Here is a 14,675-nt window from a genome sequence, read left to right on the forward strand (position 1 = left end):
TTGAAGCTTGAAGCTTGAAGCTTGAAGCTTGAACCAAAAGGACCTCTGCATGAAATTCGAAGGCACGCCCACCTACGTAGCCACTGCTGATCTGAAACTGGCCGTGAACGCGGCGATTACCCTTGAGCGGCCCTTGCTGGTCAAAGGCGAGCCTGGCACAGGCAAGACCTTGTTGGCCGAGCAGCTGGCTGAGGCCTTCGGGGCGCGGTTGATTACCTGGCATATCAAATCCACCACCAAGGCTCACCAAGGCTTGTACGAATACGATGCGGTCAGCCGCCTGCGGGACTCCCAACTGGGGGTCGACAAGGTTCACGATGTGCGCAACTACCTGAAGAAGGGCAAGTTGTGGGAAGCCTTCGAGGCCGAGGAGCGGGTGATTCTGCTGATCGATGAAATCGACAAGGCGGATATCGAGTTCCCCAACGACCTGCTGCAAGAACTCGACAAGATGGAGTTCTACGTATACGAAACGGATGAAACCATCCGTGCCCGTCATCGCCCGATCATTATCATTACCTCCAACAATGAAAAGGAACTGCCCGACGCGTTCCTTCGCCGGTGTTTCTTTCATTACATTGCCTTCCCGGACCGGGATACCTTGCAGAAGATTGTGGACGTGCATTTCCCTGGTATTCGGCAAAGCCTGGTCAGTGAAGCACTGGATGTGTTCTTTGATGTGCGCAAAGTGCCAGGGCTGAAGAAAAAGCCTTCCACGTCCGAGCTGGTGGATTGGCTCAAGCTGCTGATGGCTGACCACATTGGCGAAGCCGTGCTGCGCGAGCGCGACCCTACCAAGGCCATTCCGCCGCTGGCCGGTGCCTTGGTCAAGAATGAACAGGATGTGCAGCTGCTAGAGCGCCTGGCCTTCATGAGCCGGCGTCACAATCGCTGATGGGGCGCACGCCATGCTGCTGAACCTGTTCAATGAAATGCGCGCCGCCAAGGTACCCGTATCCCTGCGCGAATGGCTGGACCTGCTGGAAGCGCTTGAGCACCACGTTGTGTTTGCCGACATGGACGCCTTCTACTACCTGGCCAGAGCCATTCTGGTGAAGGACGAGCGCCACTTCGACAAGTTCGACCGCGCGTTTTCCACCTACTTCAATGGCCTTCAGAACCTCGGCGAGCACCTGGAAGCAATGATTCCAGAAGACTGGTTGCGCAAGGCGTTCGAGCGCTCCTTGAGCGCCGAAGAACGGGCCCAGCTCCAGACCCTGGGTGGCCTGGACCAACTGATTGAAGCGTTCAAGCAGCGCCTGGCAGAACAGACCGCGCGCCATGCCGGGGGAAGCAAGTGGATCGGTACAGGCGGCACCAGCCCCTTTGGGTCCGGCGGCTATCACCCCGAGGGCATTCGGGTCGGCAACGAAGGCCAACGGCAGGGCAAGGCGGCGAAAGTATGGGACCAGCGGGACTACAAGAACCTGGACGATCAGGTAGAGCTGGGTACGCGCAACCTCAAGCTGGCACTGCGCAGGCTACGCAAGTTCGCGCGCCACGGCGCTGCTGATGAACTGGACATCGATGGCACCATCGACCACACCGCCCGCGATGGTGGCTTGTTGAACATCCAGCTGAGGCCGGAACGGCGCAACAGTATCAAACTGCTGCTGTTGTTCGACATTGGCGGCTCCATGGATGCCCATGTAAGAACCTGTGAAGAGCTGTTTTCTGCCTGCAAGGCCGAGTTCAAGCACCTGGAGTATTACTACTTTCATAACTTCGTCTACGAAGACGTATGGAAGAACAACCTGCGCCGCACTTCGGAGCGCACCGCCACTTACGACCTTTTGCACACTTATGGCGCTGATTACAAAGTGATCTTTATCGGTGACGCAGCAATGTCGCCGTATGAAGTCACTCACCCAGGCGGCAGTGTGGAGCATTGGAACGAAGAGGCCGGTGAGGTATGGATGCGCCGCTTTCAGGACAAATTCCGCCGGATCATCTGGCTCAATCCCTACCCTCAGGACACCTGGCACTACACCGCCTCAACCCGCGTGGTGCAAACCTTGGTACACAACCACATGTACCCCCTCACCTTGGCAGGCCTGGAAGAGGGAATGCGCTACCTGGCCAAGTGAGGGGCCATCAGCCGGTGCTTGTTCCCAGGCTTCGCCTAGTCCTACAAGGTGACCAGGCAGGGAATGGCTTTTGTAGGAATAGGCGCTAGCCTGCGAACATAGGCGCCTACCGCCAGCTCTCAGGGATGGGCTTTCTTGGCCGGATACCAAAGGTGTACCCCACGCCAATAAGCAACCATTCCACAGCGGCAGCCAGCAACAACGCCACCACAATGCCCCAGGCAATGGCTTCAGGCGAAAGGGGCACGCGGTAGTCATAGTTGCTTAAAGTTTCATCGCGGATCTGCCGATCAGCTGCCGTCGCCACATGCCAGGCCCGTTCGTACCAATGGCCTTGCAGCGCCTGCCATTCCTGTTCCAACGCCAGCTCGCGGTTGACCAGCCCCGCCACGCTCTGGGCATCGCTGCGGAACACAGGGTCCTCGCTGCTCTGGTAATGCTGTACCAGGGCCTGCAGGTCACCGTTGAAGAACTTGCGGGCCGTTTCATTGAAGCCTTCCAGGGCCCGCTGCGCCTCGATCAAGTGCGCCTGCACCCGCTGGGTATAGTCATTGATCACACCGGGCACTTGCACCCCTACCAGCAAACCCACCGCGAACAGTATCAGCCGAAGGTAACTACGCAGCATGGAGCATCCTTATTCGATATGGCCTTCAGACACGCACTCACCGCCCCGCCACAGCGCCCAGCGCCCTGGCTCATGGCGGTGCCAGGTTTCATCTTCGGTGAGCGGTTCGGTGGCAATCACCGTTACCACGTCATCGGGTGTGGTCTCAGCGGTAAAGTCCACGATCACGTCCACGTCTTTGAGCCGGGCGGGCCCGAAAGGTGCCCGCCGGGTAATGTGGGACAGTTTGGTAGAACAGAAGGTGAACAACCAGTCGCCATCGCTCAGCAGGCCGTTGAACACACCTAGCCGGCGGTAGTGGGCGCACGCCTCTACCAGAACAGGCAGCAGGTATTCTTCCTGCACAGCCTCGGGAAACGCGGTGCGCACACGGTTGAGCAAGTCGCAGAAGGCAGCTTCGCTGTCCGTGTCGCCAATAGGGCGATAGAAGCCGGGTGAGGGTACGAAGTTCGTCAATTGCCCATTGTGGGCAAAGCACCAGTTGCGGCCCCAGAGCTCACGCACGAAGGGGTGGGTGTTGGCCAGGCACACCTTGCCCACATTGGCCTGGCGCACATGGCCGATCACCACTTCGCTCTTGATAGGGTAGCGCTGCACCAACTCTGCTACGCGGGAGTCACAACTGGGGGTCGGGTCCTGGAACAGCCGTAGGCCGCGGCCTTCATAAAATGCGATACCCCACCCATCACGGTGGGGCCCGGTGCGGCCGCCTCGCTGCATCAGGCCGGTGAAGCTGAATACAATGTCGGTAGGCACATTGGCGCTCATGCCAAGCAATTCGCACATAAAGCCTCCCGAAACGTTAGCGTGTCAAAGCCTGGGTTCTACTCGCAAGCCGGTGTCCGGCGGGCGCCGTGGCGTGCCAGTGACCGGGCGTGGGTCCGCATCGTAACGGCCGGGTGCTGGTGCGGTGGCCTGCAGTGGCTCGTAAGGCACGCCGGCGTCAGCCTCTGCCAGTTTTGCCTGCCGCTCGGCGGCGGCCTCACGCTCTGCCCGGCGAGCACGTGCACTGCGCTCCAACGGCCAGCGGACCAACGCAAACACAACATACGCCGCCAGCGCTATCACACTGTACATGGCCAGGTCCGAGATGGCCCGCCAGGCGTTGCCGGCGACCTTGAATACCAGGTCCAGCGCAGATATGGCGACGGCCGGCGCATATTGATCCTTGGCCGGATCTACCACGGTAGGGGTCAGCAGCAAGGCGGCGCCCAGTACCCGCAGGGGTTCACGAAGCCATCGCCACATCCAGCCGGTAAGGCGGAACCACACCAGCAGGCAGCCCAGTGCGGCAACGGCATAGATGCCCCAGGCAATGTAATAATCGTTCTCGGTCATGGTGCTCGTGGCATGGCAGCAAAGTGACGCTTATGATAACGGCTTTTGGCCGACGGCGCAGTGCCGCTGGCCCGCGTGGCCACGCCGCGTTGCCACAGTGAGGACACACGCATGTCACAGCCGATGCCCCCGATTGCTCGCAAGGCCGATGGGAACGACCCATATGCCTGGTTGCAGCACAAAGACAGCGACGAAGTGCTGGAGCACCTGCGTGCCGAAAACAGCTATCTGGACGCACAGCTGGCTGACCAGGCGCCCTTGCGCGAAGCCCTGTTCGAGGAAATCCGCAGCCGCATCCAGGAAACCGACCTGAGCCTGCCCTCCCCCTGGGGCCCGTGGCTGTATTATTCGCGTACCACGGCAGGCGACGAATACGCCCGCCATTACCGTGCGCCGCGCCCGGCTGATGGTTCGCTCACCGTGGATGCCACACAGGAAGAACTGCTACTGGACCCCAACGCCCTGGCAAACGGTGGGTTCCTGTCCCTGGGCGCCTTCAGTGTCAGCCCGGACCACCAGCGCCTGGCCTATAGCCTGGATACCCAAGGAGACGAGGTGTATCAGCTGTTCGTGAAAACCCTGGCCAGCGGCGAGGTGGAGCATCTGCCATTCGAAGACTGCGCCGGCAGCATGACCTGGGCCAACGACAGCACCACCCTGTTCTTTTCCACCCACGACGACACCCACCGCCCTTACCGCCTGTACCGGCACCGCCTGGGGACGCCAGGCGCAGAGCAGGTATTCGAGGAAGCCGATGGGCGCTTCTTCCTGCATTGCTATCGGTCCAGCTCCGAGCGGCAACTGGTGCTGCACATCAATAGCAAGACCACCGCAGAAGCCTGGGTACTGGACGCAGAACACCCCGAAAAGCCTTTCGCTTGCGTGGCAGAACGCCGCGAAGGGCATGACTACGACATTGACCATGGCCAGTTGAATGGCCAATGGGCCTGGTTCATACGCACCAACCGGGACGGCCTGAACTTTGCCTTGTACCAGGCCCCAGGCGACACAGGCGTACCCGGCGAAGACCGTTGGCAATTGCTGGTGCCCCATAGCCCGACCCGCATGCTGGATGGCTTCAGCCTGAACCATCGGGCTTACGTGCTGAGCTTGCGCGAAGGCGGCCTTCCCATCGTCCAGGTACACCCTGCAGGCGCAGCGGACTACCGCGTACAGCTTCCGGATGCCGCCTACAGCCTGTATGTGCAGGACACCCTGGAATTCACAGGCGACCACATGCGCCTGCGCTATGAAGCCTTGAACCGCCCGGGGCAGGTGCGCCAGCTAAGCCTGGCCGATGGCGGGCAGGTGGTGCTCAAGCAAACACCGGTACTGGGCGCGTTCAATGCCGACGACTACCTGAGCGAACGCCTATGGGCCACTGCCCCGGACGGGACCCAGGTGCCCATCAGCCTGGTGCGCCGCCGCAACCGTATGGGTGAGCCGATGCCACTGTACCTGTATGGGTACGGTGCCTATGGCGAAAGCCTGGACCCTTGGTTCTCCCATGCCCGCTTGAGCCTGCTGGACCGCGGCATAGGGTTTGCCATCGCTCACGTACGTGGCGGTGGCGAACTGGGGGAGCAGTGGTACCAGGCAGGCAAGCAGGCCAACAAGCACAACACGTTCACAGACTTCATTGCCTGTGCCGAGCACTTGATCAGTAACGGCATTACCCGCGCCGACCAGTTGGTGATCAGCGGCGGCAGCGCAGGCGGGCTGTTGATCGGTGCAGTGTTGAACCAGCGCCCCGAACTGTTCGCAGCAGCCATTGCCGAAGTGCCTTTCGTGGATACCCTCAACACCATGCTGGACCCAGACCTGCCCCTGACCGTGACCGAATACGACGAATGGGGCAACCCGCAGGAGCCCGAGGTGTATACCCGTATCCAGGCCTATGCCCCCTACGAAAATGTGAAGGCTCAGGCCTACCCTCACCTGCTGGCAGTGGCGGGCTACAACGACAGCCGAGTAGCGTATTGGGAGGCTGCCAAATGGGTGGCACGGCTGCGCGAACTCAAGACCGACAACCACCTGTTGCTGCTCAAGACAGAGCTGGGCGCAGGCCACGGTGGCATGAGCGGGCGTTACCAAGGCCTGCGCGATGTCGCCCTTGAGTATGGGTTTGTACTCAAGGTGCTTAAACTGGTGTAAATCACGATCACGGCATAGCGAAGGCATCAGCATGGCAAACGCCGCTTCACTGAACAACGAAATCCGCATCATGCTCATGGACTGCGGGCTGTTCAGCCAATTGCACCCCGATGACTGCGGAGTAGCCGCTGGCTACTTCAGCATCGTTTCCATGGACCAAGGTACCCGTGTGTTCGAAGAGGGTGACGCGGGCACCTTCATGTGCATCATTCATTACGGCAATGTATCGGTCGCCAAGACCGATGCCGACGGCAACCAGGTGGAGATCGCCTTGTTGCGCAAGGGCCGGTCGTTCGGAGAAATGGCCGTGCTCGATGGTGAGCGCCGGTCAGCGACCTGCACGGCGGCCACCGACTGCCAGTTGCTCAGCCTGGGCAAAGACTCCCTGGAAAAGATGATGAACGAGGCGCCGAAAGTGGCTGCCAAGGTGATCCGGGCGCTGGCCGTTGCACTGTCCAAGCGCCTGCGCATGGCTGACGGCCAACGCTTGTCCTAAGCCCGCTAGCCGGTGGCTTTCTGGACAGCCGCCGGGCTAACCGGTGGTGGCTGAGGAACCTGCAACTCTGGCAAGGGCACGGCTGGGCTCGCTGGCGAGGCCGTGGCGCCGGGGCCGCCCTGCACAGGCGTAGTAGTGGGTGCATTGGCAGGCACGGGGGGTGCTGCATCCACCGTCGCGGGCGCCTCGGTCGCCGCGTTGGCCGCCGAGGTGAGCAGTGACAGCAACAGCAGAAAAAGAGGTCGAGTCATGGCAGCCTTGCACTGCTGAAATAAGGCGTAAAGCTATCCCTGCCCACGACTTACGGCAAGCCTTATGTGAACGCCATCACAGTGCAGGCAAAAAGCTTTATCGGCGGCATGCCGGCTAGCGCTTGCCTGGCGCTTGCCGCCCCCCGATAATCGCGCACTTTTCAAGCAGGGCCTGGCCGTGGGTAACAAGCGATACAGTTGCATTGGGTTGTCCAACCCCAAGTCCCCGGAGAACGTAGGCTCGGTGATGCGCGCGGCGGGCTGCTATGGGGTCAATTCCGTGTTCTATACGGGCCGCCGTTACGAGCGGGCAAGGGACTTCATCACCGACACCAAACGTGTGCACTACGATATTCCGTTGATTGGCGTAGACGATCTGCGCGCGATCCTGCCCCTCGATTGTGTGCCGGTTGCGGTAGAACTGGTGCCGGATGCACGGCCTCTGCCGACCTATACCCACCCGGATCGCGCCCTGTACATCTTCGGCCCTGAAGACGGCAGCCTGGATGAAGACCTGCGGCAGTGGTGCGAAGAAACCATCTACATCCCCACCGAAGGGTGCATGAACCTGGCAGCGACGGTGAATGTGGTGTTGTACGATCGCTTGGCCAAAGGCAACAATACCCGTTCCGGGCCGCGCTTCAAATAAGCGGAACAGCTACGGTGTTCAGGGGTCTGCTGATTACGTTCAATCGCCGGAGACCCCTAATGAGCAAAGACATTATCACTGAAGCTGTAGAAGCCCTGCCTACCTCTACCACTGATGACACCAACGTCCATGGCTGGGAACGTGCCGGCTCCATCGCGGGTGGCGCAATGTTGGTGGGCAAAGGCATCCGCCGCGGCGGTTTCCTCGGGCTGATTCAGATTGCCTTGGGGGGTGTAGCCCTCGCCCGTGGCTTTACCGGCCGCAGCAAAACCAAAACCCTGCTGGCCAAGGGTCGGGAAGAACTGGACGGCCTGCGCGGCAACATCGAACGCGCCGGCGACCAGCTCAAGGAGCTGACGGGCGACGCAGTGGACAAGGCCAAAGAGGTCAAAGACACCGCCGTGGCTAAAGCAAAAGACGTGACAGACACGGCCGCTGACAAAGCCCAGGACGTGAAACGGGACGTTGAAGACAAAGCCAGCAAGCTGAAAGACAACGCCGAGGCAGCAACCCAATCCGCTACAGTGACGGGCAACGACAGCCTGAACACGCCCAAAGTCTGAATCGCGCCACCCACGCGCGGTACTGCCAGTACCGCGCCAGGTTCACCATACACTCGCCTCAACCCGCCCTGAAAATCAGGTGCTCCTCCCAATCATCAGGCGCTACCGCATTCTCGCTCAGCATGCGCCCAGCCTGGGACACCCGTTGCTTGTGCACCTGTTGAGGGTCTCCACATACCAGATGGTGCCATAGGGGCAGGTCCTGTCGTTCGCTGACCAGCCTGTAAGCGCAGGTCGGTGGCAGCCACTTGAACTCGTCAGCTTGGTCCGGGGTGAGCTGAATGCAGTCTGGCACCTGCAGCTTGCGGTTGGGGTAGTCGCTGCAACGGCAGGTATCGCGATCCAGCAGGCGGCAGGCGATGCGTGTGTAATACACGCTGCCATCGTCCTCGTCTTCCAGCTTTTGAAGGCAGCACAGGCCACAGCCATCGCACAGCGACTCCCATTCCCCCGCATCGAGCTGGTCGAGGGTTTTGCGCATCCAGAAAGGTTCTACTTTTGCGGCCATGGGCGTTCCTGAGACGAAAGCGCGCCGACAGGTGCATCGGCGGAAGCGGCGCAAGTCTAGTGATGTGTAGCGGCCGGGGGAAGCGATTACGACTACTGGTAGCCATTGCTTGCCAGCTGGGGTCGGCTTGAGTAGGTTGCTGTCTTCTCTCTCAGGAAGATCAGCCATGCCCGATACCCCACGCGTTGCCGACCATGCTATCGACCCGCAATTTCTGGACCGCTGGTCCCCACGTGCTTTCAACCCGGAGCCCATTGCCGAAGACACCCTGCTGAGCTTTTTCGAAGCGGCACGCTGGGCACCTTCGGCCTATAACTCGCAACCCTGGCGGTTCCTGTATGCGCGCCGGGACACCCCGGACTGGGATCGCTACCTGGGCCTGCTCAACGAGTTCAACCGCAACTGGGCACAGCACGCCTCTGCCTTGGTAATCATTGCGTCGAAAACCACCTTTACGCCACCGGGGGCCACTGAAGAAGGCCCGGCACTGTGGCACACCTTCGACACCGGCTCCGCGTGGGCCTACTTCGCCTTGCAGGCAAGCCTGAGCGGTTACTACACCCACGGCATGGCCGGTTTCGACCAGGCCAAGACCCGCACAGAGCTGAAGGTACCGGAAGGCTACGACCTGCACGCGGCGGTGGCCGTGGGCAAGCTGGGTGACAAGAGCAGCCTGCCGGAGTACCTGCAAGGCCGCGAAGTGCCAAGCCCACGGCGGCCTGTCAGTGAACTGGCCAGAGGCGGCGATTTCGCCTTCGACTGATACCTTCAGTAGCCTCGATCGAAGTCCACCACACCGCGCATGGCCTGCCCTGCCTCGAAGGCCGCTAGGTTTTCGAGAAACAGGTCAGCCATCAACGGGGGCGACGTCGGCCCGGCCGTGTGCCCGGTAAGCAGCAAGCCCCAGGCCGTCCAGAAAGGATGCTGTCGCGGGAGCGGCTCTTGCCGACATACGTCGATCACAGCACCGGCCAAGTGGCCCTCACGCAGGGCCTGAACCAGGTCGGCATCCACCACCGATGAACCTCGCCCAATATTGATGAACAACCCGTCAGGCTTGAAGGCGGCGAACACCTTGGCATCGAACAGGTCCCGGGTGGGCCAGGTGTCTGGCAGCAGGTTGATCACGTAATCCACCTCCCCTACCAGCCGTGGCAAGGCGTCAAGTGCGGCCACCTCCTTGAAGGGGGGCAGGTCCCGCGGCGCTGTCGCGATGCCGTACACCTCGATACCCAATACGGACAGGCAGTGGGCCACGCTGCGACCAATGTCACCTACCCCGACGATCAATGCCTTGCGCCCGGCCACGCTGGCGGCAGGGCGACTGTCCCACTGGCGCTCCACCTGGCTGACCACACGGGTCATGACCTTGCGCTCATGCCCTAGCACATACGTAAGCACGTATTCGGCCATTACTTGGCCAAAGATGCCCACGGCGCGGGTAAGGCGATAATCGCGAGGCAGGCCCAGCGCCAACAGGGGCGTTATGCCAGCCCATGTGGACTGTACCCATTGGGGCCGGTGCCCTTGACGCAACAGGCTGGCCAGCAGGTCAGGCTGGCCTAGCCATACTGGGCAGTCCGAGGCCATGCGGGACAGCTCTGCTGAATCATCGCTGGTAAACACGTTCAGGCCAGGGGCCTTTGTTTCTAAAAGAGCGGTGTAGGCGGCAAAAGCCTGCTCCGCGATAAGCACACGCATGGGTAAACCTTGGAAACAGAGTGGGAGCGTCAGACCGGGTCGTTTCGCCGCAACAGTTCTTCAGGGAGGTGTTCGATGTATTCCTCCTCCGGCGGCGGCATTTGCAGGTGGTACCCCTGCGTGTCCAGGTTGGCCAGCACCTTGGTGATGTCCTCTCTTGCCAAGGCGCGCTCGGGCGTCAACACTAGGTCGAACGCATGCACAGGCTTGCCAAACCCGGCCAACAGGCCTTCAGGTACGCGCGCCAAGGCATCGCTCTTGAGCACATAGAGGTACATTTCGTTTTTTTTCGGGCTGCGGTAGATCGAGCAAATACGTTTCAAGGGTGTTCTTCTCCGGCACTGGCCAGGCTATCAAGCAGGGCCTGGCCCAAGTGTTCGCGCCGCCAGCCACGCAGGTTGTCAGGTAGGGTGTAGGGGCCATGGGGGAAGCCGCTGCGCAACAGCGCTTCGATGACCTTCTTGCGCAGCACCAGCTCCGGGGCGATGCCTAGGCGCTCGGCCTCGGCCTGCCCCACGGCACGCAATTGCTTGACCAGGCCAGAGGCTTCCATCGGCAGCGGGTCTGGCAGCCGTGCAGGCAGGTCTTCCTCGGCCGTGAGCGCACCCTGGCGAATGAGCTCAAGCAAGGTCTCGCCATCCTGGCGAATGGTGCGCGGGTGCATCTCCTCAACCTTGGCCAGCGCTGTCAGGTTGTTGGGCTGGAAACGTGCCAGGGGCCATAGGGTCTGCTCCTTGATCACCCGGTTGCGCGGCACATCACGCAGGTGGGCCTGCTCTTCGCGCCAGGCGTACAGCTCACGCAGCACAGCCAGTTGCCGGGGGTTGAGCTTCCAGCCCAGGCGGGCATCCCGGTACAGCTCACGCGGGTCAACCTCCCGGCCCCACTGAGCCACCAGTTCATGGCCGTCTTCCAGCACCCAGGCAAATCGCTCATCGCTCAGGCGGGGGCGTAGTGCCTGGTACACCTCTGCCAAGTGCAGGGCGTCTTCGGCCGCGTAGCTGACTTGCAGTTCCGATAGAGGCCGTTGCAACCAGTCCGAGCGTGTTTCGCCTTTGGGCAACTCGATACCCAGTACGTCTTGCACCAGCCGCGAATAACCCATAGAGAAGCCAAGCCCCAGGTAGGCAGCCGCCAGCTGGGTATCGAACAGGGGGGTGGGTAGCTGGCCGGTCAGCCGGGCCAGCACTTCAAGGTCTTCGCTGCACGCATGCAACACCTTGACCACAGCCGGGGCAGCCAGCAGTTCGGCCAGCGGCGCCCACTGAGAGATACTGAGCGGGTCGATCAGGAAGGCAGTGTGCCCGTCGCTGATCTGCAACAAGCCCACCCGTGGATAGAACGTGTCTACCCGCACGAATTCGGTATCCAGTGCGATGAAAGGCAGTGTTCGCCAGGCAGCACACTGCTGCGCCAGCGCCTCGTTGTCACAGACCCACTTTATCGCTATGGCCACAAGCCTCTCCTCGAACAATGCGGGGCAGTATAACGCCGCGCGCAGGGATCGTTACAGGTCAGCTTCGGCAACCGGCAAACAGGTCCAGCCGCGGGGCGTAGACTGACGTATCGATCTGCAACAGGCCCAGCAACGACGAGAAGAGGTTGTCCTGGCTCAAAGGGTCGCTCTGGTGGTGCTCAAGGCATTGGGTATCAACCTGGAATGTACGGCGGTACCCCGAAGAAAACCAAGCAATCAAAGGCACGTGTTTTTGCTGGTCCGGCGCCAGCATGTAGGGGGTGCCGTGCAGGTAGAGGTTGTACTCCCCCAAGGACTCGCCATGGTCGGACAGGTACAGCAAGGCGCTGTCAACCTGGCCCTGCCTGCTGCGCAGAGTATCGATCAGGGTGCTCAGCACATAATCGGTGTAACGAATGCTGTTGTCGTAGGCATTGACGATACTGTCCTGTGCACAGGTGTCCAAGGCATTGCTGGTACACACGGGGGTAAAGTGCTCGAAACCGGCTGGGTAGCGCTTGTAATAATCCGGGCCGTGGCTGCCCATCTGATGCAATACCAGCACAGTGTCCTGCGTCAGGTTGGCCAACAAGGCAGGCACGTCCTTGAGCAAGATTTCGTCATGGCATTCGCTATCGCAGTAACGCGGGTCTTTGCTTTGGGTAAGGTTCTGGTACGCCACACGGGTGCAGGTGCCTTTGCAGCCAGACTGGTTGTCCAGCCATAGCACCTTCATGCCTGCCCGTTGCAACACGTCCAGTACCCCTTCCTGGTTCTGCGCCCGCACAGCATCGTAGGCCTGGCGCCCCATGCCAGAAAACATGCAAGGCACCGACACGGCTGTTTCCGTACCACACGAATGCACATTCTTGAAGGCCAGCACGCCGTCTTCGGCGGCCAGGGCCGGGGTCGTGTCGCGGCCATACCCTAGAATGCCGAAATTATCGGCCCGAGCGCTTTCACCAATCACCAGCACGGTAAGAGAGGGGCGTGCATGGCCGGCCCAGGCTGCGCCTTTGTGAGCATCGGTGCCAATTTGCACAAACGGTTGGCGGGCAGAGGCTACCTGCTCGTTCAGGTACGCCATCCCAGCACCCACAAGGTTGCTGGGCACCACTAGCAGGCGAAGTTCGTGATGGTTTCGAAACAGTGAAGACAGCCCTTGGTAGTTACTCAGCGCAACGGCCGCCATAAGGGCTGCGCTTGCAGTTACCGCCAAGAGTTTAGATACGATTGCAGGCATACCTTTGCGGTAACTCACAGGCAAGCGCCAGATGGCCAGAGCGGGGACCACCCCGCACAAGAACATATAGATGACGAACTTCACAGAAAGGAGATCGCGCACTTCGGCACTATCTGTTTCAGCGATATTCCGGAACATGGCGGCATCGATCACAATGCCGTACTGGCTCATAAACCAGGCGGCACCTGCGCTGACCGGAAACAGCAGCATCAACAACGGCTTGAGGGTCCAGCGCCCGGCCAGCAAGGCCAGCACCAAGTTAAAGGCAAACACCAGCAGGGCGGCAAATGCGATGGCCAGGGTAAGGCTGTTGTGTTGCGTGACAACTGCCACATGGCGCCACAGGGGAAGGTTGAATAACGCTAGCAAGCAAACACTGGCCGCGAGGGTCAGAACTTCGGGCCGAAGTGGCTTTATCATCGACATATTTTTCACTTTGATAACAGGCGCTCGCCAGCCGAGCTGGGCGGACTCTAAGTACCGCTCAATCAATATTTCGTGAAAAATATGGTGATACTGGCTAACAATTATTCTTTAACAAAACACTGACAAAACTTACAGGAAACATTCATTTTCATGCGGCATGACGCTGCTATACCTGCGCTTTGCTGTCGCCAGGTACACCTCGAACCTACCAGCGGTCATGGTGTAGCCTGAGCAGGGAACGAATTAATAGCTACGGGGGGTCCAACCCCTGCAACCGCAGCCATGTGCTGTTAACCCACTGACCATGAGGTGAAACATGCCAGTTACGCACAATCTTTACGCCGACCTTGGCCGAACAAAGGAAGAGGTTGCCGCGCTGCAACAGACCAGCACCCTGCTGCAGAGCCTGGTCACCAAATATGAAGACATTGACCGGCAGGTGGTGGATGCGGAGAAGGCGGCTGCGGATGACGAAACCGTCAGTGGCCTGAAAAAGAAGCGCCTGGACATCAAGAACAAGATTATTCAGGAAATCGAGTATCCCGGCACCCAGGGTGCGGCCAAGCATTTCTGATAAGGGCTTCCAGCCTGCTAGCTGTGCGTGCCAAACCGCGCACAGCTTTTCCTCCCCCGCAGTTCTGCCCCACCCGCCATTGCGCCGCCGCGTTTATTTCCTACCGTTTTGACGGGTTTCTGGCGCTTTCAACAAAATTTTCACAAACCGTCAAAAACCGGTTTCCCTGGTGCTCCAGTTAGTTATCATTAGGCCACCATCTCGGTGCCCAAAGGGAGCGTCAGGCGTGAAACGTCAAGTATTAGCTATCGTAATGTCCAGTATCGTCGCCTCATCCGCTTGGGCAACTGACCTTAAGGTACGCAATGTGCAACTGGTAGACGCCGGTCATATCACAAGCATCGTAGGCACTGTCGTAAACACGACCGATCACGCGGTCAGTGGTGGCTACTTGGATATAGAAGTCAGTAAAAAGGACAAGGTGGTTGCACGGGAAACCGTGGAAGTACCCGACCTGGAAGCGGGCCAGGCCTGGCGTATCTGGCAACCTGTGCAATACGGCGACAGCACTGCCAAGCTGGCGGTTCGCGCCCATGACGCCAATGTGCAGATCACCGCTGAGGTGGTCCCTTACCCTGGCACCGTGGTCGCTCAGTAATAC

The 14,675-nt window shown here is 60.2% G+C and carries 18 protein-coding genes; 9 read left to right on the forward strand and 9 right to left on the reverse strand.

Going from position 1 to position 14,675, the window contains the following annotated elements; all coding sequences use genetic code 11:
- The first annotated feature begins 49 nt into the window (after positions 1-49).
- Both ACSAMW_RS08330 and ACSAMW_RS08335 read left to right on the forward strand, forming a co-directional pair.
- Positions 50-895 (forward strand): AAA family ATPase, encoded by an 846-nt coding sequence (locus tag ACSAMW_RS08330; RefSeq protein WP_500593508.1) that lies wholly within the window; start codon positions 50-52, stop codon positions 893-895.
- 13 nt (positions 896-908) lie between these two features.
- Positions 909-2,087 (forward strand): vWA domain-containing protein, encoded by a 1,179-nt coding sequence (locus tag ACSAMW_RS08335; RefSeq protein ID WP_500593509.1) that lies wholly within the window; start codon positions 909-911, stop codon positions 2,085-2,087.
- A gap of 106 nt (positions 2,088-2,193) precedes the next feature.
- Here the strand turns inward: ACSAMW_RS08335 and ACSAMW_RS08340 are convergent, their stop codons facing one another.
- Genes ACSAMW_RS08340 through ACSAMW_RS08350 form a run of 3 tightly spaced genes read right to left on the reverse strand, consistent with a single transcriptional unit; the run spans position 2,194 to position 4,053 of the window.
- Entirely contained in the window at positions 2,194-2,715 is a 522-nt protein-coding gene (locus ACSAMW_RS08340; RefSeq protein ID WP_500593510.1) for a DUF2937 family protein, read from the reverse strand.
- Positions 2,716-2,724: 9 nt separating this feature from the next.
- Entirely contained in the window at positions 2,725-3,501 is a 777-nt protein-coding gene (locus ACSAMW_RS08345) for a class II glutamine amidotransferase (protein WP_500593511.1), read from the reverse strand.
- Positions 3,502-3,525: 24 nt separating this feature from the next.
- The gene (locus ACSAMW_RS08350) at positions 3,526-4,053 is read right to left on the reverse strand and encodes an MFS transporter (protein ID WP_500593512.1); all 528 of its coding nucleotides are present in this window, start codon (positions 4,051-4,053) and stop codon (positions 3,526-3,528) included.
- A gap of 111 nt (positions 4,054-4,164) precedes the next feature.
- Between ACSAMW_RS08350 and ACSAMW_RS08355 the strand changes: the two genes are divergently transcribed.
- Together ACSAMW_RS08355 and ACSAMW_RS08360 are read left to right on the forward strand one after the other, a co-directional pair.
- Positions 4,165-6,207, forward strand: coding sequence for a S9 family peptidase (locus ACSAMW_RS08355; protein WP_500593513.1), 2,043 nt, complete (start codon positions 4,165-4,167; stop codon positions 6,205-6,207).
- A gap of 31 nt (positions 6,208-6,238) precedes the next feature.
- On the forward strand, positions 6,239-6,703 hold the full coding sequence (locus ACSAMW_RS08360) for a Crp/Fnr family transcriptional regulator (RefSeq protein WP_500593514.1): 465 nt from the start codon (positions 6,239-6,241) through the stop codon (positions 6,701-6,703).
- Between the two features lie 5 nt (positions 6,704-6,708).
- Here the strand turns inward: ACSAMW_RS08360 and ACSAMW_RS08365 are convergent, their stop codons facing one another.
- Entirely contained in the window at positions 6,709-6,954 is a 246-nt protein-coding gene (locus tag ACSAMW_RS08365; protein WP_500593515.1) for a hypothetical protein, read from the reverse strand.
- Positions 6,955-7,132: 178 nt separating this feature from the next.
- Here ACSAMW_RS08365 and ACSAMW_RS08370 point away from each other — a divergent pair, with 178 nt between their 5' ends.
- Positions 7,133-7,603 (forward strand): RNA methyltransferase, encoded by a 471-nt coding sequence (locus ACSAMW_RS08370; protein WP_500593516.1) that lies wholly within the window; start codon positions 7,133-7,135, stop codon positions 7,601-7,603.
- Positions 7,604-7,662: 59 nt separating this feature from the next.
- Positions 7,663-8,166 carry a DUF2892 domain-containing protein gene (locus tag ACSAMW_RS08375; protein WP_500593517.1) on the forward strand — a complete coding sequence of 168 codons (504 nt, stop codon included), beginning with the start codon at positions 7,663-7,665 and terminating at the stop codon, positions 8,164-8,166.
- A 58-nt stretch (positions 8,167-8,224) separates the two neighbouring features.
- Here ACSAMW_RS08375 and ACSAMW_RS08380 read toward each other — a convergent pair whose 3' ends face one another.
- A complete protein-coding gene (locus ACSAMW_RS08380; protein WP_168084821.1) occupies positions 8,225-8,674 on the reverse strand; it encodes a YcgN family cysteine cluster protein in 450 nt (149 codons plus the stop codon).
- Between the two features lie 166 nt (positions 8,675-8,840).
- Here ACSAMW_RS08380 and ACSAMW_RS08385 point away from each other — a divergent pair, with 166 nt between their 5' ends.
- Positions 8,841-9,437 (forward strand): nitroreductase family protein, encoded by a 597-nt coding sequence (locus ACSAMW_RS08385; RefSeq protein ID WP_500593518.1) that lies wholly within the window; start codon positions 8,841-8,843, stop codon positions 9,435-9,437.
- Positions 9,438-9,442: 5 nt separating this feature from the next.
- On the opposite strand, the gene ACSAMW_RS08390 is transcribed toward ACSAMW_RS08385, so the two are convergent.
- The 4 genes from ACSAMW_RS08390 to ACSAMW_RS08405 are packed head-to-tail and all read right to left on the reverse strand — an operon-like array spanning position 9,443 to position 13,500.
- Positions 9,443-10,375, reverse strand: coding sequence for a D-2-hydroxyacid dehydrogenase (locus tag ACSAMW_RS08390; RefSeq protein ID WP_500593519.1), 933 nt, complete (start codon positions 10,373-10,375; stop codon positions 9,443-9,445).
- Between the two features lie 29 nt (positions 10,376-10,404).
- A complete protein-coding gene (locus ACSAMW_RS08395; protein WP_500593520.1) occupies positions 10,405-10,698 on the reverse strand; it encodes a YcgL domain-containing protein in 294 nt (97 codons plus the stop codon).
- The gene (gene rnd / locus ACSAMW_RS08400) at positions 10,695-11,831 is read right to left on the reverse strand and encodes a ribonuclease D (protein ID WP_500593521.1); all 1,137 of its coding nucleotides are present in this window, start codon (positions 11,829-11,831) and stop codon (positions 10,695-10,697) included. Before rnd ends, ACSAMW_RS08395 begins: the two co-directional genes overlap by 4 nt.
- Before the next feature lie 58 nt (positions 11,832-11,889).
- Positions 11,890-13,500: a phosphoethanolamine transferase gene (locus ACSAMW_RS08405; protein WP_500593522.1), complete on the reverse strand. Its 1,611-nt coding sequence runs from the start codon at positions 13,498-13,500 to the stop codon at positions 11,890-11,892.
- A 316-nt stretch (positions 13,501-13,816) separates the two neighbouring features.
- On the opposite strand from ACSAMW_RS08405, the gene ACSAMW_RS08410 reads away from it, so the two are divergent.
- Both ACSAMW_RS08410 and ACSAMW_RS08415 read left to right on the forward strand, forming a co-directional pair.
- Complete coding sequence (locus ACSAMW_RS08410) at positions 13,817-14,074, forward strand: HP1242/YdcH family protein (protein WP_500593523.1); 258 nt, start codon at positions 13,817-13,819, stop codon at positions 14,072-14,074.
- Positions 14,075-14,300: 226 nt separating this feature from the next.
- Entirely contained in the window at positions 14,301-14,672 is a 372-nt protein-coding gene (locus ACSAMW_RS08415; RefSeq protein ID WP_500593524.1) for an FxLYD domain-containing protein, read from the forward strand.
- Positions 14,673-14,675 lie beyond the last annotated feature (3 nt).

The sequence above is a fragment of the Pseudomonas sp. AB39(2026) genome (assembly GCF_059831485.1).

What these genes read in the sequence shown, in the direction of transcription:
- ACSAMW_RS08375 (WP_500593517.1), top strand. Translation starts at nt 7,663, where the DNA reads ATGAGCAAAGACATTATCACTGAAGCTGTAGAAGCCCTGCCTACCTCT.
- ACSAMW_RS08360 (WP_500593514.1), top strand. Translation starts at nt 6,239, where the DNA reads ATGGCAAACGCCGCTTCACTGAACAACGAAATCCGCATCATGCTCATG.
- ACSAMW_RS08385 (WP_500593518.1), top strand. Translation starts at nt 8,841, where the DNA reads ATGCCCGATACCCCACGCGTTGCCGACCATGCTATCGACCCGCAATTT.
- ACSAMW_RS08365 (WP_500593515.1), bottom strand. Translation starts at nt 6,954, where the DNA reads ATGACTCGACCTCTTTTTCTGCTGTTGCTGTCACTGCTCACCTCGGCG.
- ACSAMW_RS08410 (WP_500593523.1), top strand. Translation starts at nt 13,817, where the DNA reads ATGCCAGTTACGCACAATCTTTACGCCGACCTTGGCCGAACAAAGGAA.
- ACSAMW_RS08330 (WP_500593508.1), top strand. Translation starts at nt 50, where the DNA reads ATGAAATTCGAAGGCACGCCCACCTACGTAGCCACTGCTGATCTGAAA.
- ACSAMW_RS08345 (WP_500593511.1), bottom strand. Translation starts at nt 3,501, where the DNA reads ATGTGCGAATTGCTTGGCATGAGCGCCAATGTGCCTACCGACATTGTA.
- ACSAMW_RS08350 (WP_500593512.1), bottom strand. Translation starts at nt 4,053, where the DNA reads ATGACCGAGAACGATTATTACATTGCCTGGGGCATCTATGCCGTTGCC.
- ACSAMW_RS08380 (WP_168084821.1), bottom strand. Translation starts at nt 8,674, where the DNA reads ATGGCCGCAAAAGTAGAACCTTTCTGGATGCGCAAAACCCTCGACCAG.
- ACSAMW_RS08390 (WP_500593519.1), bottom strand. Translation starts at nt 10,375, where the DNA reads ATGCGTGTGCTTATCGCGGAGCAGGCTTTTGCCGCCTACACCGCTCTT.
- ACSAMW_RS08405 (WP_500593522.1), bottom strand. Translation starts at nt 13,500, where the DNA reads ATGTCGATGATAAAGCCACTTCGGCCCGAAGTTCTGACCCTCGCGGCC.
- ACSAMW_RS08355 (WP_500593513.1), top strand. Translation starts at nt 4,165, where the DNA reads ATGTCACAGCCGATGCCCCCGATTGCTCGCAAGGCCGATGGGAACGAC.
- ACSAMW_RS08335 (WP_500593509.1), top strand. Translation starts at nt 909, where the DNA reads ATGCTGCTGAACCTGTTCAATGAAATGCGCGCCGCCAAGGTACCCGTA.
- ACSAMW_RS08340 (WP_500593510.1), bottom strand. Translation starts at nt 2,715, where the DNA reads ATGCTGCGTAGTTACCTTCGGCTGATACTGTTCGCGGTGGGTTTGCTG.